The organism is Curtobacterium sp. VKM Ac-2922 (genome assembly GCF_022815645.1).
Lineage (GTDB): Bacteria > Actinomycetota > Actinomycetes > Actinomycetales > Microbacteriaceae > Curtobacterium.
In genome coordinates, this window is record NZ_JALGRO010000005.1 from 39,442 (window position 1) to 63,000 (window position 23,559).

The window sequence follows — 23,559 nt, forward strand, 5'->3', positions numbered from 1 at the left end:
CCCGTCCGCTCAGCCGGTCGGCGGCAGGTGGTCGACCGGCAGCGTCAGGTGCAGGGCGAACCCGCCGTCCTCGGTGGGACCGCTCACGAGTGCACCGCCGAGCAGCGACGCACGTTCGCTCAGGCCGATGAGCCCGAGGCCGGACCCCGGCAGCTCCAGACGCGCCGACGCCGGTGGCCCGTTCACGACGTGCACGGCGACGGCCCCGTCGACGACGGCTCCCGACACGTGCACGGCGGCGCCGGGGGCGTGCTTCCGGACGTTGGTCAGCGCCTCTTGCACGAAGCGGTAGACCGCACGCTGCACCGGCTGGGACAGGGTCTCGGGCAACGCGACCGCGGTCGTGGTGTCGAGCCCCGCGGCGGCGACGAGCCGGTCGAGGTCGGCCAGGACGGGCTGTGGGGCGATCTGCCGGTCGGTGCCACCCGCGGCCCGGAGCACCTGCACCATCTCGCGCAGCTCCTGCAGGGTCACGACGCACAGCTGCCGGATGGTCCGGGCGAAGCCGCGTTCGGCCTCGTCCCGGCCGGCCATCTGCATCCCGCCGGCCTGCACGGCGATGAGGGTGACCTGGTGCGACACGACGTCGTGCATCTCGCGCGCCAGCAGGGCCCGTTCGCGGGACAGCGCGACCTCGGCGGCCTGTCGGCGTTCCTCGGCGCGGGCGGTGTCACGTTCGGCGAGCCGTTCGGTCAGGCGCTGGCGGGTCTGGGCGAGCAGCCCGATCGACAGGGGACCGAGCGCGAAGATCAGTGCGTAGATGATCGAGACGATGACGTCCTCGAAGGTCTGCGGTGGGCCGACGAACCCGCCGAACCCGACGAACTCGACGACCGCGGCGAGCAGCATCAGCCACCGCCGCTCGGTCCGCTGCCCGATCGTGAACAGCGCCACGACGGATGCCACCACCGCGGACCCGACGAACAGCCCCGGCAGGGTCAGCGCGAACGCCGTCACGGGCAGGCGACGGCGCAGCAGCAGGGCCGCTGCGGCCAGCAGGGACATCGACGTCTCGAACGTGGTGGCGCCGGAGATGTCGAGCACGGCGTCCCCGACGGCGGCGGCGACGAAGAAGGCGTCGACCAGCCACCAGGGCGGCCGGTGGCCACGGATCCAGCGCAGGCCGGCGTCGACCACGGTGTCGAGCCTCCTGTCCGTCGTGTCGAGCACCCGACGGACGCGCGACTCAGACACGGAGCAGCCCGGCCGCGGCCGCGCGCAGGGCCAGCTGCACACGACTCGCGACGCCGAAGGCCGCGAGCAGCGCGCGGACGTCCTCCTTCACGGTGCCGGTGCTGACGCCGAGCCGCGCACCGATCTCGGGGTTGCTGACCCCGTCGGCGACGAGCTGCAGGACCGCGAGCTCACGGTCCGTCATCGGCGGCGCCTCGGTCGCGGTGACCGACGGGGCGAACAGCCTGGCCCGGTCGAGTTCCGACGCGAGCACCACGCCGCCGGCTGCCAGGACTCTCACGTACTGGGCCAGTCCCTCGGGGTCGGTGTCCTTGAGCAGGAACCCCGCGGCGCCGAGCTCCATCGCCCGGCCCAGGTGCTCGGCGGCGTCGAACGTCGTGAGCATGGCGACCGCCGGAGGCTCGGGCAACGCGGTGATCGCACCGAGCAGGTCGAGTCCGTCGATGCGGGGCATGCGGACGTCCAGCAGCACCACGTCGGGGTGGTGCTCGGTGACGACGGCGAGCGCGTCGACGTCCGAGGTCGTCGCCACCACCTCGATGTCGGGTGCCGCGCCGAGGATCAGCTCGAAGCCGTACCGCACCAGCGCTTCGTCGTCGACGATCACCACGGAGATCACGGGCACATCCTGGCACGGGTTCTCCGGGGTACATCGACCTTCTGCCCAGGGATCGCTACTGTGATGGAACTGGTCATGTCCGCCCAGGACCACCCGGCCGACCACCGACACCGCAACGGAGCACGAGGGACCGATGACGAGCCGCATCACCGAAGGCGCGGAGCCGAAGCACCAGCAGCTGCGGCGGATCCTGCTCGAGCTGGCCACCGTCCGACTGGCCCCGGGGGCGGCGATCCCGTCCGAGCGGGCACTCATCGCCGAGTACGGCGTCTCGCGGATCACGGTGCGCGAGGCCCTCGGCCAGCTCGTCAACGAGGGCTACCTGGAGCGCGTCCGCGGCAAGGGCACCTTCGTCGCCCACCGGCCCGTGCAGTCGACCCTGCACCTGGCCTCGTTCACCGAGGAGATGCGGGCGATGGGCCACGTGCCGACCACGGTCGTGCTGGTGCGTGAGGAGCGGGTCCCGCCGGCCGACACCGCCGCGGCACTGCGCCTGGGCGAGGGCGTCGCGGCGTACCACCTGAAGCGCCTGCGCATGGCCGACGGGGCGCCGGTGTCGATCGACGACGCATGGCTGGTCGCGGACGCGTTCCCGGGGCTCCTCGAACACGACCTGTCCGGGTCGGTGTACTCGATCGTCGCGAACGAGTACGGCATGCCCATCGACCGGGCCCAGCAGACCGTCGCGGCGAAGCCCGCGGCGGACGACGTCGCGACGCTGCTCGGCACGAAGACGGGTGCTCCGGTGCTGGAGTTCGACCGGGTGTCGTACTCGGGCGACCGGCCCGTCGAGCACGCGATGTCGTGGTACCGCTCCGACCGCTACCGCGTGCAGATGGAGGTCACGGCGGCCCGCGCGGTCGCCTGACCCGGCCGCCGCCGGCGGCGCCGAACCGCGCCGCCGAGTCTCGGCCCGGCGGACACTTTCGCGGGGCTGGACCAGCGAAAGTGTCCGCAGCGCCGAGTCTCGGCGCCGCCTGGCCGCGCGGGCAGGCGGGCGCGGGGGCAAGCGGCCGTGCGGCCAGGCGGGTCAGACCGTGTAGAGCGTGGCGCCCTCGGCGACCGTGGTGCCGACCGTGTCCTGCGGGATGGAGTCCGGCGCGGACCCGAGCACGACGACCGGGCACACCGGGGAGTACCCGGCGGCCGTGATCGTCGCCGGGGTGAACCGGACGACGGGGTCGCCGGCAGCGACGGTGTCACCCTCGGCAGCCAGCAGCGTGAAGCCCTCGCCCTTGAGCTTCACGGTGTCGATGCCGACGTGCACCAGGACGTCCGTCCCCGCCGAGCCCTGCATCGCGAACGCGTGCGGGTGCAGCTTGACGATCGTGCCCGCGACGGGTGCCACCGCGGTGACCGTGCCCTCGACGCCCGTCGGGTCGACGGCGACCCCGGCCCCGACGAGCTGCCCGGCGAACACCGGGTCGGGCACGTCGGCGAGTGCGACGACCGGGCCGGCGAACGGGGTCAGGACTGCGGTCACAGCTCGTCCTGGATGTCCTGGGCGAGGTTGTCGGCGATCGGTCCGACGATGACCTGCCAGCCGGTGCCGCCACCGACGACGGCCTGCGCGCCCGCCGTCTTCAGGGCGTCCTTGTCGACGAGGTCGCCGTCCTCCACCTCGACGCGGAGGCGTGTGATGCAGCCTTCGACCTCTTCGATGTTGTCGGCGCCGCCGAGCGCGGCGATGATGTCGGCTGCCTTGATGTCGGCCATCGGTTTCCTCCTCGTTCAGGGTCGTTGCCCAGGTTGACATGCATGCCGTCGTCACGGAGACTACGGACTGGTCATGACCGGACAGGACCGGACCTGGCGACACCGCCGAGGTTACCTGCGCCGCCCCCACGACTCAACCCACCCCCGACAGCTCCACCCGATGACGAGAGGACCTCCGATGAGCACTGCTGCCACCACGGATGTGCCGGAGAAGAAGACGCCGAAGAAGCAGAGCAAGCTCTTCGCCAACGCGCAACGCCTCGGGCGGAGCCTGCTGCTGCCGATCGCGGTCATGCCCGCCGCCGGCATCCTGAACCGCATCGGCCAGCCGGACCTGCTCGGCGCGATCCCCGGGTTCGAGACCGGGGCCGGGGTCATCTCCGCCGCCGGTCAGGCGATCTTCACGTGGCTGCCGCTGCTGTTCGCGGTCGGCATCGCGATCGGCTGGGCCAAGAAGTCCGACGGCACCACGGCGCTCGCCGCGGTCGTCGGCTACATGGTCATGTACCAGGTGTTCGCGGTCATGTCGCCGATCGTGCTGGCGGGGGTCAAGGACGCCAACGGCGAGCAGGCGACGATCAACTTCGGTGTCCTCGGCGGCATCGTCATGGGTCTGGTCGCGGCCGGCCTGTGGACGCGGTTCCACCGCACGAAGATGCCGGACTTCCTCGGGTTCTTCTCGGGCCGACGGCTGGTCCCGATCCTCACGGCTGCGGCCGGGCTCGTCATCGCCGTGCTCATGTCGTTCGTGTACCGCTACTTCGACATCGCGCTCACCGCGGCCGGCCAGGCCGTCTCCGACAACGCGGTGATCGGTGGCGGCATCTTCGGCTTCGCGAACCGCATGCTCATCCCGATCGGCCTGCACCAGCTGCTGAACTTCTTCCCGTGGTTCCAGCTCGGCAGCTTCAACGCCGGCGGCACGGTGTGGCACGGCGACATCGCCCGCTTCCTGAACGGCGACCCGACCGCGGGCATCTTCCAGACCGGCTTCTTCCCGATCATGATGTTCGCGCTCCCCGCCGGTGCCCTGGCGATCTGGCGCAACGCCAAGCCGCAGAACCGCAAGCTCGTCGGCGGCATCATGCTCTCCGCGGCACTCACCTCGTTCGTGACGGGCATCACCGAGCCGCTCGAGTACTCGTTCATGTTCGTGGCGTTCCCGCTCTACGTCATCCACGCAGTGCTGACGGGGACCTCGCTCGCGCTGGTCAACGCGCTCGGCATCCGGGACGGGTTCTCGTTCTCGGCCGGCGCGATCGACTACGTGCTCAACTTCGGCAAGGCGGACGGGGCGATCTGGCTCATCCCGATCGGCCTGGGCTACGCGGTCGTCTACTACTTCCTGTTCAGCTTCGTGATCAAGAAGTGGAACCTGCGGACCCCCGGCCGCGAAGAGGACACGATCGCCGAGAACACGATCGACGCGGCCACCAAGGCGTAGTCGCGACCACCACCAGACGGGAGGCTCGGTGCCAGCTGGCACCGGGCCTCCCGTCTGTCCGGGGTTGCGGTGGTTTTGACAATCGTTATCAACTAGCACTAGCGTCGTCGACATGCAGAACCGTCGCCTCCTCGCCCTGCCGCTCGTCGTCGGCGCCGCCGCGCTCGCCCTGACGGGCTGCGCGACCTCGTCCGGGCCCTCCGGTGCCAGCAGTGACGGCACCGTCCGCGTCGTCGCCTCGACCAACGTGTACGGCTCGCTCGTCGAGACGATCGGCGGCGGGCACGTCAGCGTGACGAGCATCCTCGAGGACCCCTCGCAGGACCCGCACTCGTTCGAGTCCAGCGCGCAGACCCAGCTCGCCGTGTCCAAGGCCGACCTGCTCATCGAGAACGGTGGCGGGTACGACGACTTCATGACCACGCTGGCGAAGTCGTCGAACACCACGGCCGACACGATCAACGTCGTGAAGCTGTCCGGGCTCGACAAGGCCGGCGACACCGAGTTCAACGAGCACGTGTTCTACAGCTACCCGACGATGGTCACGCTCGTCGCGGACATCGCCCACCGCCTCGGCACCCTCGACAACGCGGACAAGGCGACGTTCGAGTCCAACGCCAAGGCCCTGACGGCCAAGCTGCAGGACCTCGAGTCGCAGACCGCCGCCGCCAAGCAGTCCGACCAGGGCGACAAGGTGGCCTACACCGAGCCCGTGCCGGGCTACCTCTTCCAGGCGATGGGACTCGACAACGTCACGCCCCAGGCCTTCTCCGAGGCGATCGAAGAGGGCAACGACGTCCCGCCCGCGTCGCTCAACGACACCCTGAAGCTGTTCAGCGACCGCACCGTCAAGCTGCTGGCCTACAACGAGCAGACCTCCAGCCCCGAGACCGAACAGGTCAAGAAGGCCGCCGACACGGCAGGCATCCCGGTGGTCGGTGTCACGGAGACGCTCCCGAAGGGGGAGGATTACGTCTCGTGGCAGCAGGCGAACATCGACGCGGTCAAGGCGGCGCTGACGAAGTGACGACGATCCAGGACCAGACGCGGACCGCCGCTGCCCAGCGCAGCGGCGGTCCCGCCGTGCTCGCGCTGCACGACGCGGGGCTGTCCTACGGGGCGCGCAAGCTCTGGGACGGCCTCGACCTCGACGTGGCACCGGGGGAGTTCCTGGCGGTGCTCGGGCCGAACGGCGCCGGCAAGACCTCGTTGCTGCGGACCGTGCTCGGGCAGCAGCGCCTGACCAGCGGGTCGATGACGTTCCTCGGCCAGCCGATCCGCCGTGGGCACCGCCGCATCGGGTACATCCCGCAGCAGCGCCTGATGGAGTCCGGTACCCCGTTGCGTGCCCGGGACATGATCGCCCAGGGCGTGACCGGGCACCGTTGGGGCATCCGACCCGAGCGCGGGGCCGAGCGCGAGCGCATCGACCGCATCATCGACGAGGTCGGGGCCACCGCGTTCGCCGACGCCCCCGTGGCCGAGCTCTCCGGCGGCGAACAGCAGCGCACCCGCGTCGGACAGGCCATCGCGGCCGACCCGGCCCTGCTGCTCTGCGACGAACCCCTCATCTCGCTCGACCTGCGCCATCAGCGCGGGGTCACCGAGCTCATCGACCGCCAGCGCCGACAGCAGGGCGCGGCAGTGCTGTTCGTCACGCACGACGTGAACCCGATCCTCGACGTCGTCGACCGGGTCCTGTACATCGCGGGCGGCCGCTTCCGGATCGGGTCCCCGGACGAGGTCCTGCGCGCCGACGTGTTGTCCGACCTGTACGGCACGCCCGTCGACGTCGTGCGCACGATGGGGCGGATCGTCATCGTCGGCGGTGCCGAGGCCCCCGGCGAACACCACCACTGCGAAGCGGACCCGCACACGCCGGGTCCGGACGAAGGGCGGCTGTGATGGACGTCTGGTCGACGGTCTTCTCGTTCCAGGACTGGCCCGAGCTCGTCGCTCTCGTGCAGAACTCGATCTGGGCCGGCGCGGTGCTGGGCATCGTCGGCGGGCTCATCGGGCCGTTCGTCGTCGCGCGCAACATGCCGTTCGCGGTGCACGGCATCAGTGAGCTGTCGTTCGCGGGTGCCAGCGCGTCGCTGCTGCTCGGCGTCAACGTCGTCACCGGGTCCCTGGTGGGCTCGGTGATCGCCGCGCTGCTGATCGGGCTGCTCGGTTCACGGGCCCGCGACCGCAACTCGATCATCGCCGTGCTGATGCCGTTCGGGCTCGGCCTCGGGATCCTGTGCCTGGCGCTCTACAAGGGGCGTGCGGCGAACAAGTTCGGGCTGCTGACCGGGCAGATCGTCTCGGTCGACAACCCGCAGCTCACCTCGCTCATCGTGATCAGCGCCGTCGTCGTGGCGATCCTGGTCGTCATCTGGCGTCCGCTGATGTTCGCGTCCGTCGACCCCGATGTCGCGGCGGCAGCGGGCGTCCCCGTCCGGACGCTCGCGCTCGTCTTCATGCTCGCGCTCGGGCTCGCGACGGCGGTCTCGGTGCAGATCGTCGGCGCCCTGCTCGTGCTCTCGCTGCTGGTGACGCCAGCGGCCGCGGCGCTCCGCCTGACCGTGCACCCGGTGCTGGTTCCGCTGCTGTCGATGCTGTTCGCCGTCGTGTCGGTCGTCGGCGGGATCCTGCTGGCGCTCGGTGGTGGACTGCCGATCAGCCCGTACGTCACCACCATCTCGTTCGCCATCTGGGTGGTGTGCCGGATCGTCGGAGCGCGCCGCGAACGACGGGGCCGGGGCCGCGTCACCGTCCGCGAACAGCAGTCAGCACCCCAGCAGGAGGTCGCCGCATGAACGCCGTCCAGAAGCCCGCCGCCGCACCGCAGTCCGCAGCGCCCAAGGCCAAGCGCAACACCTGGCAGCGCGAGGCCGTCCGCGGCGCGCTCGACTCCACCGAGGGGTTCGTCAGTGCCCAGGCGCTGCACGCACACCTGCGTGACGGCGGCTCGACGATCGGTCTTGCCACGGTGTACCGCGCGCTCGCCGACCTGGCGACCGAGGGTGACGCCGACTCCCTGCAGCAGGACGGCGAGTCGCTCTACCGGGCCTGCACGACCGACAAGCACCACCACCACCTGATCTGCCGGAACTGCGGACGGACGGTCGAGATCCAGGCGGACCCGGTCGAGCGGTGGGCCCAGCAGGTCGCCGCCGAGCACGGGTTCACGAACGCCAGCCACGTCGTGGACATCTTCGGCGAGTGTGCTGCCTGCACGGCGGCGCGCACCGGGGCCTGAGACCGCCCACCCCGGGGACCGCGCCGGCGGGACCGAGGCGGGCCGGGCCTCCAGACCGGGTTTGCGACACGCCCGACCTTCGCGTATCGTTGGCTGCTGGTCCGTGCTTGCACGGGCCCGTTGTTCAGCCCTCCGACCGTCGCGAACGCCGCGGTTGCGCGGATCCGTCTCTCGAAGACGGACGTGTTCGTCTCTCGCAGTCGAACTGGGCGGTGCACACAACCCCCTCGCAACGTCACCCACGGTGACCACGCGCGTGTGCGCCAGGCAAGTGACCTTGGGTGCGACCGATCGGCCGCACGGTAATCATCAGGAGGAAACCATGGCAGCAGTGTGCCAGGTGACCGGAGCCACCCCCGGCTTCGGACACAACATCTCGCACTCGCACCGCCGGACGAAGCGTCGCTTCGACCCGAACGTGCAGAAGAAGACGTACTACGTGCCCTCGCTTCGTCGTAACGTCACGCTCACCCTGAGCGCGAAGGGCATCAAGGTCATCGACGCACGTGGGATCGAGTCCGTCGTCAAGGACGTCCTCGCCCGTGGGGAGAAGATCTGATGGCGAAGAAGGGTCAGGACGTCCGTCCGATCATCAAGCTCCGCTCGACGGCGGGCACCGGGTTCACGTACGTGACCAAGAAGAACCGTCGCAACAACCCGGACCGTCTCGTGCTGAAGAAGTACGACCCGGTCGTCCGCAAGCACGTCGACTTCCGTGAGGAGCGCTAAGCATGGCCAAGAAGAGCATGATCGCGAAGAACAACCAGCGTGCCGTCGTCATCGCGCGCTACGCCGAGCGTCGTCTCGAGCTGAAGAAGGCCCTCGTGGACCCGAACGGCACGGACGAGTCGCGTGAGGCCGCTCGCGTGGGGCTGCAGAAGCTCCCCCGCGACGCCTCGCCGGTGCGCTACCGCAACCGTGACGCCATCGACGGCCGCCCCCGTGGCCACCTCGGTGAGTTCGGCATCAGCCGTGTCCGCTTCCGCGACATGGCGCACCGTGGCGAACTGCCGGGCATCACCAAGAGCTCCTGGTAAGCACCCACTCCACGAACACCCCGTCACCCACACCGGTGACGGGGTGTTCGTCGTTTCGGGGGACAGGTTCGTCACATTGGCCCCATCCGTCCCTCGCATCCCGCGACACCCCCGGAAATCCGGGCGAGTCGGCGGTCATCATCGCGACCGGCTGGTAGGTTCACCTCTGGTTCCGCCGGGCCCTCGGCCCGCTGGTCCGAAGCCCCGGGGCAACCGCTCAGGGCACCGGGCGCCACGTGCGTCCGACCGATACGCAAGAAGTCCGAGGAGGACATCCAATGGCTGACAAGTCACTGAACCGCACCGAGCTCGTCGCTGCCGTCGCCGCCGAGTCCGGCCAGAGCCAGGCCACCGTCAACGGCGTCGTCGACGCGCTCTTCAGCGTCGTCTCGGGCTCCGTCGCCGACGGCACGAAGGTCACGATCCCCGGGTGGATCGCCTTCGAGAAGACGCACCGCGCCGCCCGCACCGGCCGCAACCCGCAGACGGGTGAAGCCATCGAGATCGCCGCGAGCGACTCGGTCAAGGTCAGCGCCGGCTCGAAGCTCAAGGCCTCGGTCAAGTAAGACTGTCGTACGGCACGCAGGGGACGGCTCCGGCCGTCCCCTTCGTCGTTCCTGCCGGTCCTCCACAGGTCCGGGTCCGGCGTTCGGTGCCGCGGTGGGCAGCGCCTAGGCTTGTCGGGTGAACCGGATCGCGCGCATCGCCGGGCCAGCCGTGCTGGTCCTCGTCGCGTTCGTGTCGCTGCTGGTCGCCCTGGTGATCGGCGGCGGGGCCGACGCCGCGCTGATCGCCGACCCCGGTTCCGCGGTGCGCTTCGGGCTGCCGATCGCCCGGGTCGTCGTCGACCTGTCCGCTGCGGCCACCATCGGCGGTCTCGCGCTCGTGACCATCGGGCTGTCACGGACGGCCCCCGAGTGGAACCGTGCGATCGACGTCGCGGCCGCGTCGGCCGGCGTCTGGACCGTCGCGTCGGCCGTCACGACCTTCTTCACGTTCCTCAGCGTCGCCGGATCGCGGATCTCGCTCGACGACCAGTTCGGCCAGTCGATGGGCGTGTTCCTGACCGGGACCGACCTGGGCTTGGCGTGGCTGGTCACCGTGCTGGTCGCGGCCGCCGTCACGGTGCTCTGCTTCGCCGTCCGGTCGCGGGGCATGGTCGCCCTGACCGCCGGCGTCGCGATGATCGGCCTCGTCCCCCTCGCGCAGCAGGGGCACGCCGCCGGCACGGCCAGCCACGACGCCGCGGTCACCGCGCTCGGGCTGCACCTGGTCGGCGCCGCTCTGTGGATCGGCGGGCTCGTGATGCTGACGCTCGTCCGTGCGGTGGTGCCGGGGGACCGCCTGGCACTCGTGGTCGGTCGGTACTCCAGCATCGCGCTCGGGTGCTTCGTCCTGGTCGCGGTCTCCGGTGTCGCGTCCGCGCAGATCCGGGTCGGCGCGTTCTCGAACCTGTTCACCCCGTACGGCGCGCTGGTCCTGGTGAAGACCGCGGCGATCATCGCGCTCGGCGTCCTCGGGGCGGTGCAGCGTCGTCGCGCCGTCGTCGCCCTGACGGCCACGCCTGGGCGTGCGCGGCCGTTCTGGACCCTGGTGGTGCTCGAGCTCGCCGTCATGGGCGTCGCCTCGGGCTTCGCGGCGGCGCTCGGCCGCACGGCGACGCCGGTCGACCAGATCGCCCTGAGCAAGACGAGTGATCCCTCTCCGGCCGAGATCCTGACCGACGACCCGTTGCCCCGGGCGCCCGGCACGTGGGGGTGGCTGACGCAGTGGAACATCGACCTGTTCTGGCTCATGGTCGCCGTGCTCCTCGTGGCCACCTACATCGCCGGCGTGGTCCGGCTCCGTCGTCGCGGAGTGTCCTGGCCGGTCCGTCGCAGTGTCGCGGCTGCGATCGCCGTCGTCAGCCTGGTCGTCGCGACCTCGGGCTCGCTGCACCAGTACGACCGGTTCCTGCTGTCTGCCGACGTCGGTGCGCACGTGCTGCTCGGAGTGGTCGTCCCCGCGCTGGTGTGGGCCGCGGCACCGGTGCAGCTCATCCGTGCGGCAGCGCACCCGCGGGACGACGGCAGCACGGGCGTCCGCGAGTGGACCGGTGTCCTCGTCGACAACGCCGCCGTGCGCTACCTGGTGCAGCCCTTCCCGGCGTTCGTTCTGCTGGCGGCGCTCTGGTGGGCGTTCTTCGGCACCCAGGCGGTCCGGTGGTCGGCCAGTGACTCGATCGGTCGCACCGTGATCGACGTGGTGTTCCTGCTGGTCGGGCTCCTCGCGCTGCCGACGCTCCTGACGCCCGTCGCCGCCGGTGCCCGGTCGGCATCGCGGGCGGCGTTCGCGGTGCGGGCTGCCGGTGCCGTGGTCGTCGCCGCGGGCATGGTGTCGCTCGGCATCGCGATGCAGGGCGCCCTCGGACTGCTGCAGGCGTCGTGGTTCGGCGCGATGGGGCGGACGTGGGGGCCGGACCCGCTGGTCGACCAGGCCCGCGCCGGCGTCGTCCTGGTCGTGGCCGGCGTGCTGCTGGTCGTCGCCGTGGTGGTCGTCGGTGTCGTGCGGGTGCGGCACGACCGTGGGCGTGCGCCGGGTGCGGGTGCGGGTGCGGCTGCGGCGGGTGCGGGTGCGGCCGGTGCGGGTGCGTCCGGATCGCACGGCCCCGGATCGCGCCCCTCTGCGGGCGTCGCGCCCGCGGTGGACGGGGCGCGCCGTCCGCACGGGGGTGCGACGCCCGGCGCCGCGGCCCCCGGCACCGAGACGAGCGTCTCGTGAGCATCGAGCTGAGCGCTGAGCAGCGCGCTGTCTTCGACCACATCGAGTCCACCCGCGACCACGTCTTCATCACCGGGCGCGCGGGGACGGGCAAGTCCACGCTGCTCAACCACCTGTCGTGGAACACCGAGAAGCAGGTCGTCATCTGCGCCCCCACGGGCGTCGCAGCCCTCAACGTCGGCGGCCAGACCATCCACTCGCTGTTCCGGCTGCCGATCGGGCTCATCGCGGACGCCGAGCTGCGACAGGGCCCAGACACCCGCAAACTCCTCAACACGATCGACACCCTGGTCATCGACGAGGTCTCGATGGTCAACGCTGACCTGCTCGACGCCATGGACCGCTCACTCCGCAAGGCCCGCGGCCGCCAGTTCGAGGCGTTCGGTGGCGTGCAGGTCGTCATGTTCGGTGACCCGTACCAGCTGCCGCCGGTGCCGGGCGACGGGGACGAGCGCGCGTACTTCACCGACCACTACCGATCGCTCTGGTTCTTCGACGCCAAGGTGTGGCTCGAGGCCGAGCTCAACATCATCGAGCTCGCCACCGTCCACCGGCAGCGGGACGACGCCTTCGCGGCGATGCTGACGGCCGTGCGGCACGGTCGGGTCACCGCGGACGTGGCGAACCGCCTGAACGAGGCCGGTGCGCGTCCGGCTCCGGACGACGCGATCACCCTCGCGACCCGCAACGACACCGTGGCGCGGATCAACAAGGCGGCGCTCGAACGGCTGCCCGGCACCGTGAAGACCGCCCGGGCCGACGTCAACGGCGACTTCGGCGGTCGGAACTTCCCGGCGGACGAAGCCCTCGAGCTCAAGCCCGGCGCCCACGTGATGTTCCTGCGCAACGACCCCGATCAACGCTGGGTGAACGGCACGCTCGGCGTCGTGCAGACCATCCGCGACACGGTCTGGGTCGACATCGACGGTGAGTCCTTCGAGGTCCAGCCATCGGTGTGGGAGAAGTTCAAGTACTCCTACGACGCCGACAAGAAGGAACTCAAGAAGGACACCGTGGGGGAGTTCCAGCAGTTCCCGCTGCGGCTCGCCTGGGCCGTGACGATCCACAAGTCCCAGGGCAGCACCTACGACCGGGCCGTGATCGACCTGGGCAACCGGGTGTTCAGCGCGGGGCAGACCTACGTCGCGCTCTCCCGACTGACCTCGCTGGACGGGCTCTACCTGACGCGGCCGTTGCGCCCGTCGGACATCATCGTGGACCTGGACGTCCGGCGCTTCATGTCCGAGGCGCCCCGCGTCGTCGCGACGCAGCTCGAAGCGCCGAAGCCCGACGCCTGACGCGGCGAACCCGACGACGACGCCCGCCCGACGACGACGCCCGCCCGACGACGACGCCCGCCCGACGACGACGCCCGCCCGACGACGACGCCCGCCCGCCCGACGACGACGCCCGCCTGCCGGTGCGGCAGACGGGCGTCGAGGGAGCAGGTGTCAGGCGCGGGCGGCCCGCAGCGCGGCGATGTTCTGCTTGTCCGCACCCAGCGCGGTGAGCACCAGCACGACGCCCACGATCGCGTTGAAGATGTTGTCCGCCAGGTTCATCGCGAACACGTTGGCCGAGGTGTTCATGAACACGAAGCCGTACACGGCCATGACGATCAGCACGACGCCCACGACCAGGTTCACGTTGCGCGAGCCGATGGTGTTGCCGAGGCCGACGATGAACAGCGCAGCGGCGAGCACCGTCCAGATCAGGACGAGGGCGGCGTTCACCAGGAAGGCGTTCCACAGCAGGCCGCCGCTGTCGCCGAAGAAGCGGGCGCCGTTGTCACCGGCGAAGAAGAAGCCCAGGACGCCCCAGACGGCGAGCAGCATGCCGACGGTCAGCGCGAGCCCTCGGTTCGGCGAGGCGATGATGCTCGGTTCCTTGACTGCCACTTCGGTCTCCTCTTCTCGTGCCACCAGGGCCGACGGTGATGTCGTGCGGGACGCTGTTGCCGGTGCCGTCCGGGCGGACGTCCCCGGCGAGCGGGCTGCGACCGGACCCGCACCCGGCGCGACGGCGCCCTGGTTCCCAGCGTCCGACCGGCCGGTCAACGGTATCGTGTCCCGCCCCGACCGACCCAATCGAAGCGCCGTCACCAGGCGCACGAGCAGTCCCGCGACGACCACGCCGAGGAGGACGATCCCCGTGACCCGCACGCCCGACCGCCGTGCGCCGTTCTCGCGTGAGGACCCCCGCGGGCCGAGCGTGTCTCGGCGGCTGCGGTGGGGGGTGCTGGCCGGTGTGGGGTTCGTGATCGTGCCTCTCGTGTACGCGGTCGCCGTGCTGACGCCCGTCGGGCAGCGAGTCGAGGACTCCGCGCTCGGCGGCGTCCGCGAGACCGACCTGTTCGGGTCGGACACCGCCCTGAACGTCATCTCGGTCCCGGTCGTGCTGCTGCTCATCGTCGTGATCGCCGCCGTGGCGTTCGCCCGGAGGCGGCTCGCCGTGGGACTGGCGGCGGGTCTGGTGGTGCTCGCGTCGGCGGGCACCTCGACCCTGGTGAAGCGTATCGCCGTCCGCCCGGAGATCGCCCAGTCGACGACGCCGAACTCGTTCCCCTCGGGCCACGCGACGATCGCCCTCGCCGCGCTGTTCGCCGTGCTGATGGTCACGCCCAGGCGCTTCCGGCCGGTGGTGCTGCTGGTCGGGGCCGCCTACGCCGTCTTCGTCGCGAACCAGACCGTCGTGTACGGCTGGCACCGCGTCAGTGACATCGTGGGGGCCTGCGCCGTCGCCCTGTTCTGGGTCGGCATCGTCCGTGCGGTCGGTCCGCGGGTCGACCAGGGTGCGCGCGGTGACCGCGACGGCCGACGTGGACCGCGCCGTCTGGTGACCGCGATCCTCGTCGTCTCGACCGGTGTGACGTTCGCCGTGGGTGCGGCCGCGGCTGTCGTGGCGCTCGCGACCGGCTCGGGCCACGACCACGACGCGCTGCTCGTCGCGGGCCGTATGGCGTCGTCGGCGAGCGTGCTGGTGGTGGTCACCGTCGTGTGGTTGGCGGACGGGATGCACCACGCGGCGCCGACGACCGACACCAGCGGCACGCCGACGCCTGTCTGACCGGACTCGGAACCGGGCCGGAACCGCGCACGGAAGCGGCCACGAACCGGGCCGGACCCGTGTCTGGACCCGGCCCCGGGCCTCCAGAGCGCCGCCCGGTCGGTCACACCGCGTGCATGGACCGCAGGATCCGACGTGCGATGCGCGCCTCTTCGTCGGCGCCGGCATCGTGCCGCACGGACCGGACCGGCACGCCGAGCACGACGGCGATCTCGGACGGCGCGACGCGCAGGTCCGACAGCTCCTGCACCAGACGGTCGCGCTCGAGGGCGACCGAGTCCTCGACGGCCCTGGCCTCGTCGCGGAGCTCCCGCGCCCGTGCTGCGGCCTGGCGAACGGTCGCCATGCGGGCCATCGTGTCCGCGTCCCCGAGCAGGTACTCGATGTCCGGGTCGACGCCCGAGAACTCGCGGACCATCGAGCGGTGCTGCACGACGACCTCGTCGAGCCACGACCCGTGGTGCTCGATCGCGGGGTAGTCCATGCAGGTCAGGACCCACTCGTCGCGGACGAGACGCGCGGTCGAGGTGATGGTGGTCACGCTGACACCTCCGTGGAGTCCTGATCATCGTGCCTGGTGAGGGCGTTGCATCGACGCTACCGGTGATCGGCACCGTCGCGCTGCCCGCGGATGGCACCCAACCAGGGGTGATCTCGGGGGGCAGGCAGCGGGCCCGGTGACCCACCACGCGCCCACGAGGGAGTCGGGGACGGTGGCGGAATGCCCCGGCCTCCGCTACGTTGTACTCGTCAGTTCGATGCAAACGCATAGAACGAGGACGCAGGAGGCGACCACCATGCAGTTCGGGATCTTCACGGTCAGCGACGTCACGACCGACCCCACGACGGGCACCACGCCGGACGACACCCAGCGCGTGCGCGACATCCTGACGATCGCCGAGCACGCGGACCAGGCCGGCCTCGACGTGTTCGCGACCGGCGAGCACCACAACCCGCCGTTCGTGGCCTCGAGCCCGACGACGATGCTCGGCTACCTGGCCGGTCGGACGAAGAACATCACGCTCTCGACGAGCACCACGCTCATCACCACGAACGACCCCGTGCGCATCGCCGAGGAGTACGCGATGCTGCAGGTCATCTCCGACGGCCGCATGGACCTGATGATGGGCCGCGGCAACACCGGCCCGGTCTACCCGTGGTTCGGGCAGGACATCCGGCAGGGCGTCAACCTGGCGATCGAGAACTACGCGCTCGTCCGCCAGCTCTGGGAGAACGACGTCGTGAACTGGCAGGGGAAGTTCCGCACGCCGCTGCAGGGCTTCACGTCGACCCCGCGCCCGCTCGACGGCGTCGCGCCCTTCGTCTGGCACGGCTCGATCCGCACGCCGGAGATCGCCGAGCAGGCCGCCTACTACGGCGACGGGTTCTTCCACAACAACATCTTCTGGCCGATCCAGCACACCGAGCAGATGGTCGGGCTCTACCGTCAGCGCTTCGAGCACTACGGACACGGCCGTGCCGACCAGGCGATCGTGGGCCTGGGTGGGCAGTTCTTCGCCCGGAAGAACTCGCAGGACGCCCAGGCCGAGTTCCGCCCGTACTTCGACAACGCCCCGGTCTACGGCCACGGCCCGACCATGGAGGACTTCACCGAGCAGACCCCGCTGACGGTCGGTTCCCCGCAGCAGGTCATCGACCGGTACGCCGCGATGAAGGACCACGTCGGCCACTACCAGCGCCAGCTGTTCCTCATCGACCACGCGGGCCTGCCGCTCAAGACGGTGCTCGAGCAGATCGACATCCTGGCCGAGGACATCGTCCCCGCCCTGCGTGCGATCAACGACGGTGACCGCCCGGCCCACGTTCCGAGCAACCCGCCGAGCCACGCCGAGCGCGTCGCCGCCGCCCGCGCAGCGGGTGCGGTCGGCAGCGACCACGTCGCCGCCGTCGACGAGTTCACCGGAGCGTCGGTCTGATCCGACGACCATGACGGACGGGAGGCCCGGTGCCAGCTGGCACCGGGCCTCCCGTCCGTCTGCGGTCCGGTCCACCCTGCGAACGCGACAGATCCGCCCCGACCATCCAGCTCGATCTGTCGCTTTCGCGAAAGCGACAGAACCCCGCCGACCGTTGGCGGTGAACTGTCGCTTTCGGAGGGGAACGGGGGGTCAGGCGCGCGGTGCCGGCGGGCGTGCCGGCAGCAGCTTCAGGCCGACCACGCACCCGACGATCCCGGCGATGAAGACCAGGCGCAGCACGGTGACGGGCTCGGCGCCGGTCGCCATGCCCCACAGCACGGTCAGCGCTGCCCCGGTCCCCGTCCACACGGCGTAGGCGGTGCTGATCGGGATGTGCTTGAGCACGTACGCGAACGCGACCAGGCTGATCGCGATCGTCACGGCGAACAGCAGTGTCGGGCCGAGCTCGGTGAACCCGTTGCTCGCACCGAGGGCGGTCGCCCACACGGTCTCGAGGGTGGCGCTGACGAACAACACGATCCACGGCATCTCAGCTCACCACCTTGAGCCCGACGACGCAGGCGACGAGTCCGAGCACCAGGCCGATCCGGGCGAAGGACGCTGCTTCCTGCCGGCGGGCGACGGCGACCAGCACCGTCAGGGACGCGCCGATGCCGACCCACACCGCATAGGCCGTGCCCACCGGGATCGCGGTCATCGCGAACGCCAGGCCGATCATGCTCAGGGCCATGCCGGCGACGAAGACGATCGACGGCACCACCTTCTTGAACCCGTTCGACGCGCCGAGCGCCGTGGCCCACACGGCTTCGAGCACGCCGGACAGGACCAGGACGATCCAGACCATGACGTTCCTCCTTCGATCAACATTCCCGCACGACTGTGCGACAACGACCAGACCAGTTCTAGCACGAAGTCGCACAGTCGTGCCAGAATGATCGGGTGGCTCGCAGCATGGACGTCGACGAACGCCGCAGGACCGTCTCCGAAGCGGCCTGCCGGGTGCTGGCGCGCGACGGTCTCGGGGCGCTCAGTGTGCGGAACGTCGCCGCCGAGGCCGGTCTGGCGCCGAGCACCGTCCGCTACACCTTCCCGACCCAGGCCAGCGTGCGCGAGCATGCGCTGAACCTGGTCTTCGACGGCACGGCGGCCCGCATCGACGCGCTCCCCGACCACCTGACCGGGCGCGCACTGGCACACGCGGTGCTCGTCGAGCTGCTGCCCCTGGACGACGAACGCCGCATCGAGCTCGACGTCTACCTGGCGTTGGGCACCGCGGCACTGACCGATCCCGAGCTCCGGCCGTTCCACGACCGGGTGGTCGCCGAGATGCAGGACTGGTGCGGGCAGGTCCTCGGTGCCGTCGGGGTGTCACCGGACGACATGGCGTACGAGGCCTGCCGGCTGCACGCGCTGATCGACGGGCTCGCGATGCAGGTCGTGCGGTTGCCGCCCGACGCCGACACCAGCTGGGCGATCGACCTGCTCGACCGGCACGTCGCCGCACTGGTCGGACACTGACGCCGCCTATCCTGTCCCGGTGACGACGCGCACCACCACGCCGCCGCAGCAGCGCAGCCGGACCCTGACCGGCCCGGGCCTGGTGCTGCTGGCCGTCGTCGTCCTGCTGGGCATCCGGCTCGTCACGCCGAACGTCGGGAACGCCGGACTGCCCGACGTGGTGCAGGACTTCCTGACGCTCGCGATCAGCGTCGTCGTCGAGTCGCTGCCGTTCGTGGTGCTCGGCATCGTGCTGTCGATCGTGGTCGAGGTGTGGGTGCCCCACGGTGCGCTCGAGCGCATCCTGCCGAGCCGCCCGATGCCCCGGCGTGCGGTGATCTCGCTGATCGGCATGCTGTTCCCCGTGTGCGAGTGCGGCAACGTCCCGCTCGCGCGCGGCCTGATGCTCCGCGGCTTCACGCCCGCCGAGGCCGTCACGTTCCTGGTCGCGGCGCCGATCCTCAACCCGCTCGTCATCGTCAGCACCGCGCAGGCGTTCGGCTGGTCGGGCTGGATCCTGCCCGTCCGCATCGTCGGCGGGTTCGTCGTCGCGAACCTGGTCGGCTGGATCGTCGCCGCGCACCGTCGCCCCACGGACCTGCTGCTCCCCGCCTTCGAGGCCCGGTGTCGCGCCGCCGTCGGTGCCACTGCGCCGCGGAACCGCTGGCGGGAGAGCGCGGCGCAGTTCGGCGGCGAGACGGCCACGATGATGCCCGCACTGTTCGTCGGTGCGGGGCTGGCCGCCGCGATCCAGGTCGCCGTGCCGCGCAGCACGCTCGTGGCGATCGGCAGCAACCCCGTGCTCTCCGTGCTCGCGATGATGCTGCTGGCGATGACGGTGTCGCTCTGCTCGAACGTCGACGCCTTCTTCGCGCTGTCGTTCGCGTCGACGTTCCTGCCCGGGGCCCTCACCGCCTTCCTGATCATCGGGCCGATCATCGACGTCAAGATGATCGCCCTGCTCCGGACGACCTTCCGCACGCGGTTCCTGGTCCTGCTGTCGGTCGTCTGCATCCTGTTCGCCGCTGCCGTGGGGTTGGTGATGAATGTCCTCGTCTGACACGGAACACGACCGGCGCCCTCCAGCACTGCTCGGCCTGGGGTCGGTGCTGGCGGTCGCCCTCTGCACGATCTGGCTCGCCGCCAGCGGTCACCTGGACCTGTACATCAACCCGCGGTACTCGGTGTTCACGATCGTGCTCGCCGGGGTCGCGGTGCCGGCGAGCGTCGCGGGACTGCTCGTCGTGGCGCGGGGAGCGGGTCACACACACGACCACGCGGGTCCGGACGATGCAGCACCCGCGCGGTCCAGAGGCGCAGTGCGGCTCGTGCTCGGCGGGATCGCGGCACTGGTGACGGTCGGGGTCACCGCCGCGATGTTGGTCCTGCCCCCGACGACGCTGTCGGCCCGCACCGCCCAGCAGCGCGCCGTCGACTCGGCGTCGCTGTCGAACGCCACCGGCTCGAACGCCCCCGTGTCACTGCTCGGCAGCAGTGCCGTCGACACGTCGGGCTACGGCGTGAAGGACTGGGCAGCGATCATCCGGCAGACGACGGACACCAGCGAGCTCGTCGGCAAGCGGGTGACGCTGACCGGGTTCGTCGTGCCCGGCTCCGGGGACTCGTTCACCCTGACGCGCTTCGTGATCAGCTGCTGCGCCGTCGACGCCCAGCCCGTCGGGCTCGGGGTGACCACCGACGGCACCGTCCCGCGCGAGAACCAGTGGGTCCGGGTCACCGGGGCGTTCGCCGACAACCCCGACCAGGCCTCGGACGTCCGGATCGTCATCCGGGCCGCCACCGTGCGCACCGTCGCACAGCCCGAGGACCCGTATGAGTACTGAGCCGGAGCGCCGCCCCGTCGCGACACGCTTCCGACGTCGGTTCGTGGCCGTCGTGCTCGTGCTGGTCGTCGTGGCAGCGCTCGCCGCGGTCGTCGGCTCGCAGCAGGGCCCACGGCTGCGGGCGGTGTCGTACGACGCGACGGGCATCGTGTCGCGACCGGCCCAGCGTGTCATCATCACCGCGAACCAGGCACTGCAGCGGGTCCCCGCACGCGACGTCCGCGTCAGCCCCGCCGCCGCGCACACGGTGACGTCGAGCGGCAACACCGTCGCGGTCGAGTTCGCCGGGCCGCTGGACTACGACCGCGACTACACGGTGACGGTGTCGGACGCGCGGGCACCCGGACAGGCCGCGACCGCCGACCTGCGGGCCACGATCCGCACCGGCAGCACCGACGTCCTCGCGCTGGTGCCCGCGGCCGACGGCGGCAAGGACCGCATCGTCCGGCGGTCACTCGACGCTGCGGGAGCCACGACCGTGTACCAGGGGGACGGGATCACCGGCTACGCCCGGCTGAGCCGCGCCCTGGTCGTCCTCCGGGACACCGCGGTGGGGGACTCCCGGATCGACATCGTCCCGCTGCGGAACGGTGTCGAGGACCCCGACGCCCCCGTGGAGCACATCACCCTGCCGAGCAGCCGCGGATCGGCCACCGCCCTGCACGCAGCCGACGACGGCGCGTCGTTCGGGTTCCGGTACGCCGACACGTCGACCGGGCAGTCCCGCGACGTCGGGCTGTACGTCGTCGACATGACCGGCACCCACCAGCCGCAGGCGATCGCCGCGGACGGCAAGCCCACCACCGGCGCCGTGCCGATGACCGTGGCGCAGTGGGCCTACGTCCCGCGCACCGAGAGCGCTCTGGTCCGCACCGGCACCGACGAGCTGTTCCTGGTCGACATGAGCGGCCGGGTCGCCGCCGTGCGACTCGGCTCGGCGACGTACCTGCACGGCTTCGTCGGCACCGGCACCACCGCCGTCGTCGAGTCCGGCACGGGCATCCAGCGACTCGACCTGACGAACGGCAAGCGCGCGGCGATCACCGCGCCCGTCGGCAGCACCGACGCGGCGTACCTGGGGCGGATCGCGCAGCTGACGGACGACACCTACCTGCGGACGGTGGGGTCGGTCCGGTCCGACGGCACCATCGCCAGCCGCATCGTGCGTGTGGACGGCACCAGGGCCTCCCGGCTGCCCGTCGCGATCCCCGACGACGCGACGCTGACCGCGGTCTGCCCGTCGCCGAACGGCCAGTTCGTCGCGGTCGAGACCCGCTCGCGCGGTGCGTCCCTGGTCAGCGTCGTCGACGCGTCGAGCGGTGCGCTCGAGGCGTCGCTCGCCGGCCAGGCCGTCGACTGGTGCGGCGCGCTGCCGAGCGGCGACGAGGTCGGCTGACGGGTCGTCGCCCCGGCCGTCACGTTCCGCGCGTCGGCCGAGACGGGAGGCCCGGTGCCAGCTGGCACCGGGCCTCCCGTCCCGCAGGTGGTGACTACGCGAGCGTCGCCGCGTCGATCACGAAGCGGTAGCGCACGTCCGAGGACAGCACGCGCTCGTAGGCCTCGTTGACCTGGTCGGCGCTGATGAGCTCGGTCTCCGGCAGGATGCCGTGCTCGGCGCAGAAGTCGAGCATCTCCTGGGTCTCGGCGATGCCGCCGATGGCCGAACCGGCCCAGCTCAGGCGACGCGGGATGAGCGCGAACGCCGGGACCTCGAGGGGCTCGGACGGAGCGCCGACGTTGACCAGCGTGCCGTCGACCTGCAGCAGGCCGAGGTGGGCCTGCATGTCGAGCTTCGCCGACACCGTGTTGATGATGAGCTCGAACGAGCCCGCCAGCTTGTCGAAGGTCTCGGCGTCCTTCGTGGCGTAGTGGGCCTTCGCGCCGTAGCGCAGCGAGTCGGCTTCCTTCGACGTGGTCTGCGACAGGACGGTGACCTCGGCGCCGAGCGCGACCGCGATCTTGACGGCCATGTGGCCGAGGCCACCCATGCCGACGACCGCGACCTTCGTGCCGGGGCCGGCCTTCCAGTGGTGCAGCGGCGAGTAGGTCGTGATGCCGGCGCACAGCAGCGGCGCGACCTTCTCGATGTCGAGCGACTCGGGCACACGCAGGACGAAGTCCTCGTTCACGACGACGGCCTGCGAGTAGCCGCCCTGCGTGATCGAGCCGTCGGCGGGGTCGACGCTGGCGTAGGTGCCGATGTTGCCCTTGAGGCAGTACTGCTCCTGGCCGGCGAGGCACTGCTCGCACTCGCCGCAGGAGTTCACCATGCAGCCGACGCCGACGCGGTCGCCGACCTTGTGCTTGGTGACGTTCGCACCGACCTCGGTCACGTGGCCGACGATCTCGTGGCCGACGACCTGGGGGTACTGGATGGGGCCCCACTCGCCACGGACGGTGTGGATGTCCGAGTGGCAGATGCCGGCGTAGGCGATATCGATCATGACGTCGTCCGGGCCGAGGTCACGACGGGTGATGGTGGTCTTGACGAGCGGCTCGGTGGCAGACGGTGCCGCGTACGCGTTGACGGTTCGCAATGGTCTCCTCGTGGGGGTCGGGTCAGGGCCGGGTGCGGCCCGCATCCATCTTGCTGGAGCGCTCCTGACCGTGGGAGGTCCCATCAGGGCACCCCGGACTGGGGCGACAGCGTGGCCGTCCCATTCGCGCAACGGCTTTGGCGGTCGACGCCGTCCGTCGTACCGTTGAGCCCACACCGAGTCGACACCGAATCCGTCGCCACGATGCCGTCCGCGACTGCGGATCCATGGCACAGCGGAACGACCCGGTCAGTTCGAGCTTCACCGCTCACGAAGGGCAGTCCCCATGACCGCCACAGCACTCCTTCCCGCCCACGAATGGCACCGCCGCGGCCTGCGCTCGCCGGCCGAGATCACCGCACTCGTCGAAGCCCGTCTGGTCCACTTCATCGATGCTGACGAGCCCACGTACGCCGACTTCCTCGGCGAGCCCGTCGTCTGACGCTCCCCCTAGCTCCGCGGAGCCCGTGAGAAGAACAGCGTCAGCGCGCCGAGCACCACCGCCGCGACGATCAGCACCCAGGCGAGCGCGTCGAAGCCGCCGTCCAGTGGACTGAGCAACAGCACGATGCCCGCCACCACCAGCGCTCCCACCCCGATCAGGACGAGCACGTGCGGCCGGCGGATCCAGGTACGTGCCATGAACTCGAGGTTACGCGCC

The 23,559-nt window shown here is 70.9% G+C and carries 29 protein-coding genes; 19 read left to right on the top strand and 10 right to left on the bottom strand.

The features are described 5' to 3' along the window. Window positions 1-9 precede the first annotated feature (9 nt). Both MT346_RS07365 and MT346_RS07370 read right to left on the bottom strand, forming a co-directional pair. Window positions 10-1,194, bottom strand: a complete 1,185-nt coding sequence (locus tag MT346_RS07365) for a sensor histidine kinase (RefSeq protein WP_243562175.1) — start codon at window positions 1,192-1,194, stop codon at window positions 10-12. Continuing rightward, a complete protein-coding gene (locus tag MT346_RS07370) occupies window positions 1,187-1,813 on the bottom strand; it encodes a response regulator transcription factor (RefSeq protein WP_243562176.1) in 627 nt (208 codons plus the stop codon). The genes MT346_RS07365 and MT346_RS07370 overlap by 8 nt, the downstream gene beginning before the upstream one ends. Before the next feature lie 133 nt (window positions 1,814-1,946). Between MT346_RS07370 and MT346_RS07375 the strand changes: the two genes are divergently transcribed. Then, window positions 1,947-2,681, top strand: coding sequence for a GntR family transcriptional regulator (locus tag MT346_RS07375; protein ID WP_243562177.1), 735 nt, complete (start codon window positions 1,947-1,949; stop codon window positions 2,679-2,681). Window positions 2,682-2,843: 162 nt separating this feature from the next. Here the strand turns inward: MT346_RS07375 and MT346_RS07380 are convergent, their stop codons facing one another. Together MT346_RS07380 and MT346_RS07385 are read right to left on the bottom strand one after the other, a co-directional pair. Then, window positions 2,844-3,296, bottom strand: coding sequence for a PTS glucose transporter subunit IIA (locus MT346_RS07380; protein WP_243562178.1), 453 nt, complete (start codon window positions 3,294-3,296; stop codon window positions 2,844-2,846). Beyond that, window positions 3,293-3,529 carry a PTS transporter subunit EIIB gene (locus MT346_RS07385; protein ID WP_071279534.1) on the bottom strand — a complete coding sequence of 79 codons (237 nt, stop codon included), beginning with the start codon at window positions 3,527-3,529 and terminating at the stop codon, window positions 3,293-3,295. Before MT346_RS07385 ends, MT346_RS07380 begins: the two co-directional genes overlap by 4 nt. 178 nt (window positions 3,530-3,707) lie before the next feature. Here MT346_RS07385 and MT346_RS07390 point away from each other — a divergent pair, with 178 nt between their 5' ends. The 11 genes from MT346_RS07390 (at window position 3,708) to MT346_RS07440 (ending at window position 13,312) form a co-directional block, all read left to right on the top strand. Beyond that, window positions 3,708-4,973, top strand: a complete 1,266-nt coding sequence (locus MT346_RS07390; protein WP_243562179.1) for a PTS transporter subunit EIIC — start codon at window positions 3,708-3,710, stop codon at window positions 4,971-4,973. A gap of 112 nt (window positions 4,974-5,085) precedes the next feature. Then, the gene (locus MT346_RS07395) at window positions 5,086-6,000 is read left to right on the top strand and encodes a metal ABC transporter solute-binding protein, Zn/Mn family (RefSeq protein WP_243562180.1); all 915 of its coding nucleotides are present in this window, start codon (window positions 5,086-5,088) and stop codon (window positions 5,998-6,000) included. Then, window positions 5,997-6,878, top strand: a complete 882-nt coding sequence (locus MT346_RS07400; protein WP_243562181.1) for a metal ABC transporter ATP-binding protein — start codon at window positions 5,997-5,999, stop codon at window positions 6,876-6,878. The genes MT346_RS07395 and MT346_RS07400 overlap by 4 nt, the downstream gene beginning before the upstream one ends. Continuing rightward, the gene (locus MT346_RS07405; protein ID WP_243562182.1) at window positions 6,878-7,774 is read left to right on the top strand and encodes a metal ABC transporter permease; all 897 of its coding nucleotides are present in this window, start codon (window positions 6,878-6,880) and stop codon (window positions 7,772-7,774) included. The genes MT346_RS07400 and MT346_RS07405 overlap by 1 nt, the downstream gene beginning before the upstream one ends. After that, the gene (locus MT346_RS07410) at window positions 7,771-8,217 is read left to right on the top strand and encodes a Fur family transcriptional regulator (protein ID WP_243562183.1); all 447 of its coding nucleotides are present in this window, start codon (window positions 7,771-7,773) and stop codon (window positions 8,215-8,217) included. The genes MT346_RS07405 and MT346_RS07410 overlap by 4 nt, the downstream gene beginning before the upstream one ends. A 322-nt stretch (window positions 8,218-8,539) precedes the next feature. Beyond that, window positions 8,540-8,776 (top strand): 50S ribosomal protein L28, encoded by a 237-nt coding sequence (rpmB, locus tag MT346_RS07415; RefSeq protein ID WP_056123559.1) that lies wholly within the window; start codon window positions 8,540-8,542, stop codon window positions 8,774-8,776. Beyond that, window positions 8,776-8,946, top strand: coding sequence for a 50S ribosomal protein L33 (gene rpmG / locus MT346_RS07420; RefSeq protein WP_056123557.1), 171 nt, complete (start codon window positions 8,776-8,778; stop codon window positions 8,944-8,946). The genes rpmB and rpmG overlap by 1 nt, the downstream gene beginning before the upstream one ends. Before the next feature lie 2 nt (window positions 8,947-8,948). Then, window positions 8,949-9,254 (top strand): 30S ribosomal protein S14, encoded by a 306-nt coding sequence (rpsN, locus tag MT346_RS07425; protein ID WP_243562184.1) that lies wholly within the window; start codon window positions 8,949-8,951, stop codon window positions 9,252-9,254. Window positions 9,255-9,532: 278 nt separating this feature from the next. Further along, a complete protein-coding gene (locus tag MT346_RS07430) occupies window positions 9,533-9,820 on the top strand; it encodes an HU family DNA-binding protein (RefSeq protein ID WP_111114318.1) in 288 nt (95 codons plus the stop codon). Between the two features lie 118 nt (window positions 9,821-9,938). Next, window positions 9,939-12,014: a cytochrome c oxidase assembly protein gene (locus MT346_RS07435; protein ID WP_243562185.1), complete on the top strand. Its 2,076-nt coding sequence runs from the start codon at window positions 9,939-9,941 to the stop codon at window positions 12,012-12,014. Then, window positions 12,011-13,312, top strand: a complete 1,302-nt coding sequence (locus MT346_RS07440) for an ATP-dependent RecD-like DNA helicase (protein ID WP_243562186.1) — start codon at window positions 12,011-12,013, stop codon at window positions 13,310-13,312. Before MT346_RS07435 ends, MT346_RS07440 begins: the two co-directional genes overlap by 4 nt. A 153-nt stretch (window positions 13,313-13,465) precedes the next feature. Here the strand turns inward: MT346_RS07440 and MT346_RS18370 are convergent, their stop codons facing one another. Continuing rightward, entirely contained in the window at window positions 13,466-13,912 is a 447-nt protein-coding gene (locus MT346_RS18370) for a DUF4383 domain-containing protein (RefSeq protein WP_243562187.1), read from the bottom strand. A 253-nt stretch (window positions 13,913-14,165) separates the two neighbouring features. Here MT346_RS18370 and MT346_RS18375 point away from each other — a divergent pair, with 253 nt between their 5' ends. Beyond that, complete coding sequence (locus MT346_RS18375; RefSeq protein ID WP_243562188.1) at window positions 14,166-15,080, top strand: phosphatase PAP2 family protein; 915 nt, start codon at window positions 14,166-14,168, stop codon at window positions 15,078-15,080. A 103-nt stretch (window positions 15,081-15,183) separates the two neighbouring features. Here the strand turns inward: MT346_RS18375 and MT346_RS07455 are convergent, their stop codons facing one another. Next, window positions 15,184-15,621 carry a hypothetical protein gene (locus MT346_RS07455; RefSeq protein ID WP_243562189.1) on the bottom strand — a complete coding sequence of 146 codons (438 nt, stop codon included), beginning with the start codon at window positions 15,619-15,621 and terminating at the stop codon, window positions 15,184-15,186. Window positions 15,622-15,877: 256 nt separating this feature from the next. Between MT346_RS07455 and MT346_RS07460 the strand changes: the two genes are divergently transcribed. Next, on the top strand, window positions 15,878-17,017 hold the full coding sequence (locus MT346_RS07460; protein WP_243562190.1) for a CE1758 family FMN-dependent luciferase-like monooxygenase: 1,140 nt from the start codon (window positions 15,878-15,880) through the stop codon (window positions 17,015-17,017). A gap of 192 nt (window positions 17,018-17,209) precedes the next feature. Here MT346_RS07460 and MT346_RS07465 read toward each other — a convergent pair whose 3' ends face one another. Beyond that, the gene (locus tag MT346_RS07465; RefSeq protein ID WP_243562191.1) at window positions 17,210-17,548 is read right to left on the bottom strand and encodes a multidrug efflux SMR transporter; all 339 of its coding nucleotides are present in this window, start codon (window positions 17,546-17,548) and stop codon (window positions 17,210-17,212) included. 1 nt (window position 17,549) lies between these two features. Then, on the bottom strand, window positions 17,550-17,864 hold the full coding sequence (locus MT346_RS07470) for a multidrug efflux SMR transporter (RefSeq protein ID WP_243562192.1): 315 nt from the start codon (window positions 17,862-17,864) through the stop codon (window positions 17,550-17,552). 95 nt (window positions 17,865-17,959) lie between these two features. Here MT346_RS07470 and MT346_RS07475 point away from each other — a divergent pair, with 95 nt between their 5' ends. The 4 genes from MT346_RS07475 to MT346_RS07490 are packed head-to-tail and all read left to right on the top strand — an operon-like array spanning window position 17,960 to window position 21,757. Next, the gene (locus MT346_RS07475; protein WP_243562193.1) at window positions 17,960-18,538 is read left to right on the top strand and encodes a TetR/AcrR family transcriptional regulator; all 579 of its coding nucleotides are present in this window, start codon (window positions 17,960-17,962) and stop codon (window positions 18,536-18,538) included. A 19-nt stretch (window positions 18,539-18,557) separates the two neighbouring features. Further along, the gene (locus tag MT346_RS07480) at window positions 18,558-19,577 is read left to right on the top strand and encodes a permease (protein WP_243562194.1); all 1,020 of its coding nucleotides are present in this window, start codon (window positions 18,558-18,560) and stop codon (window positions 19,575-19,577) included. Then, window positions 19,564-20,361, top strand: coding sequence for a TIGR03943 family protein (locus MT346_RS07485; RefSeq protein WP_243562195.1), 798 nt, complete (start codon window positions 19,564-19,566; stop codon window positions 20,359-20,361). The genes MT346_RS07480 and MT346_RS07485 overlap by 14 nt, the downstream gene beginning before the upstream one ends. Further along, window positions 20,351-21,757, top strand: coding sequence for a hypothetical protein (locus MT346_RS07490; protein ID WP_243562196.1), 1,407 nt, complete (start codon window positions 20,351-20,353; stop codon window positions 21,755-21,757). The genes MT346_RS07485 and MT346_RS07490 overlap by 11 nt, the downstream gene beginning before the upstream one ends. 94 nt (window positions 21,758-21,851) lie before the next feature. Here the strand turns inward: MT346_RS07490 and MT346_RS07495 are convergent, their stop codons facing one another. Further along, the gene (locus MT346_RS07495) at window positions 21,852-22,898 is read right to left on the bottom strand and encodes an NAD(P)-dependent alcohol dehydrogenase (RefSeq protein ID WP_243562197.1); all 1,047 of its coding nucleotides are present in this window, start codon (window positions 22,896-22,898) and stop codon (window positions 21,852-21,854) included. A 286-nt stretch (window positions 22,899-23,184) separates the two neighbouring features. Here MT346_RS07495 and MT346_RS07500 point away from each other — a divergent pair, with 286 nt between their 5' ends. Then, entirely contained in the window at window positions 23,185-23,340 is a 156-nt protein-coding gene (locus tag MT346_RS07500) for a hypothetical protein (protein WP_243562198.1), read from the top strand. An 8-nt stretch (window positions 23,341-23,348) separates the two neighbouring features. On the opposite strand, the gene MT346_RS07505 is transcribed toward MT346_RS07500, so the two are convergent. Then, window positions 23,349-23,540 (bottom strand): hypothetical protein, encoded by a 192-nt coding sequence (locus MT346_RS07505; RefSeq protein WP_243562199.1) that lies wholly within the window; start codon window positions 23,538-23,540, stop codon window positions 23,349-23,351. Window positions 23,541-23,559: the final 19 nt, after the last annotated feature.

Coding starts and splice junctions, on each gene's coding strand:
- MT346_RS07375 (WP_243562177.1), top strand. CDS start 1,947: ATGACGAGCCGCATCACCGAAGGCGCGGAGCCGAAGCACCAGCAGCTG.
- MT346_RS07385 (WP_071279534.1), bottom strand. CDS start 3,529: ATGGCCGACATCAAGGCAGCCGACATCATCGCCGCGCTCGGCGGCGCC.
- MT346_RS07390 (WP_243562179.1), top strand. CDS start 3,708: ATGAGCACTGCTGCCACCACGGATGTGCCGGAGAAGAAGACGCCGAAG.
- MT346_RS07395 (WP_243562180.1), top strand. CDS start 5,086: ATGCAGAACCGTCGCCTCCTCGCCCTGCCGCTCGTCGTCGGCGCCGCC.
- MT346_RS07405 (WP_243562182.1), top strand. CDS start 6,878: ATGGACGTCTGGTCGACGGTCTTCTCGTTCCAGGACTGGCCCGAGCTC.
- MT346_RS07410 (WP_243562183.1), top strand. CDS start 7,771: ATGAACGCCGTCCAGAAGCCCGCCGCCGCACCGCAGTCCGCAGCGCCC.
- rpmB (WP_056123559.1), top strand. CDS start 8,540: ATGGCAGCAGTGTGCCAGGTGACCGGAGCCACCCCCGGCTTCGGACAC.
- rpmG (WP_056123557.1), top strand. CDS start 8,776: ATGGCGAAGAAGGGTCAGGACGTCCGTCCGATCATCAAGCTCCGCTCG.
- rpsN (WP_243562184.1), top strand. CDS start 8,949: ATGGCCAAGAAGAGCATGATCGCGAAGAACAACCAGCGTGCCGTCGTC.
- MT346_RS07430 (WP_111114318.1), top strand. CDS start 9,533: ATGGCTGACAAGTCACTGAACCGCACCGAGCTCGTCGCTGCCGTCGCC.
- MT346_RS07460 (WP_243562190.1), top strand. CDS start 15,878: ATGCAGTTCGGGATCTTCACGGTCAGCGACGTCACGACCGACCCCACG.
- MT346_RS07465 (WP_243562191.1), bottom strand. CDS start 17,548: ATGCCGTGGATCGTGTTGTTCGTCAGCGCCACCCTCGAGACCGTGTGG.
- MT346_RS07470 (WP_243562192.1), bottom strand. CDS start 17,864: ATGGTCTGGATCGTCCTGGTCCTGTCCGGCGTGCTCGAAGCCGTGTGG.
- MT346_RS07485 (WP_243562195.1), top strand. CDS start 19,564: ATGTCCTCGTCTGACACGGAACACGACCGGCGCCCTCCAGCACTGCTC.
- MT346_RS07490 (WP_243562196.1), top strand. CDS start 20,351: ATGAGTACTGAGCCGGAGCGCCGCCCCGTCGCGACACGCTTCCGACGT.
- MT346_RS07500 (WP_243562198.1), top strand. CDS start 23,185: ATGACCGCCACAGCACTCCTTCCCGCCCACGAATGGCACCGCCGCGGC.
- MT346_RS07505 (WP_243562199.1), bottom strand. CDS start 23,540: ATGGCACGTACCTGGATCCGCCGGCCGCACGTGCTCGTCCTGATCGGG.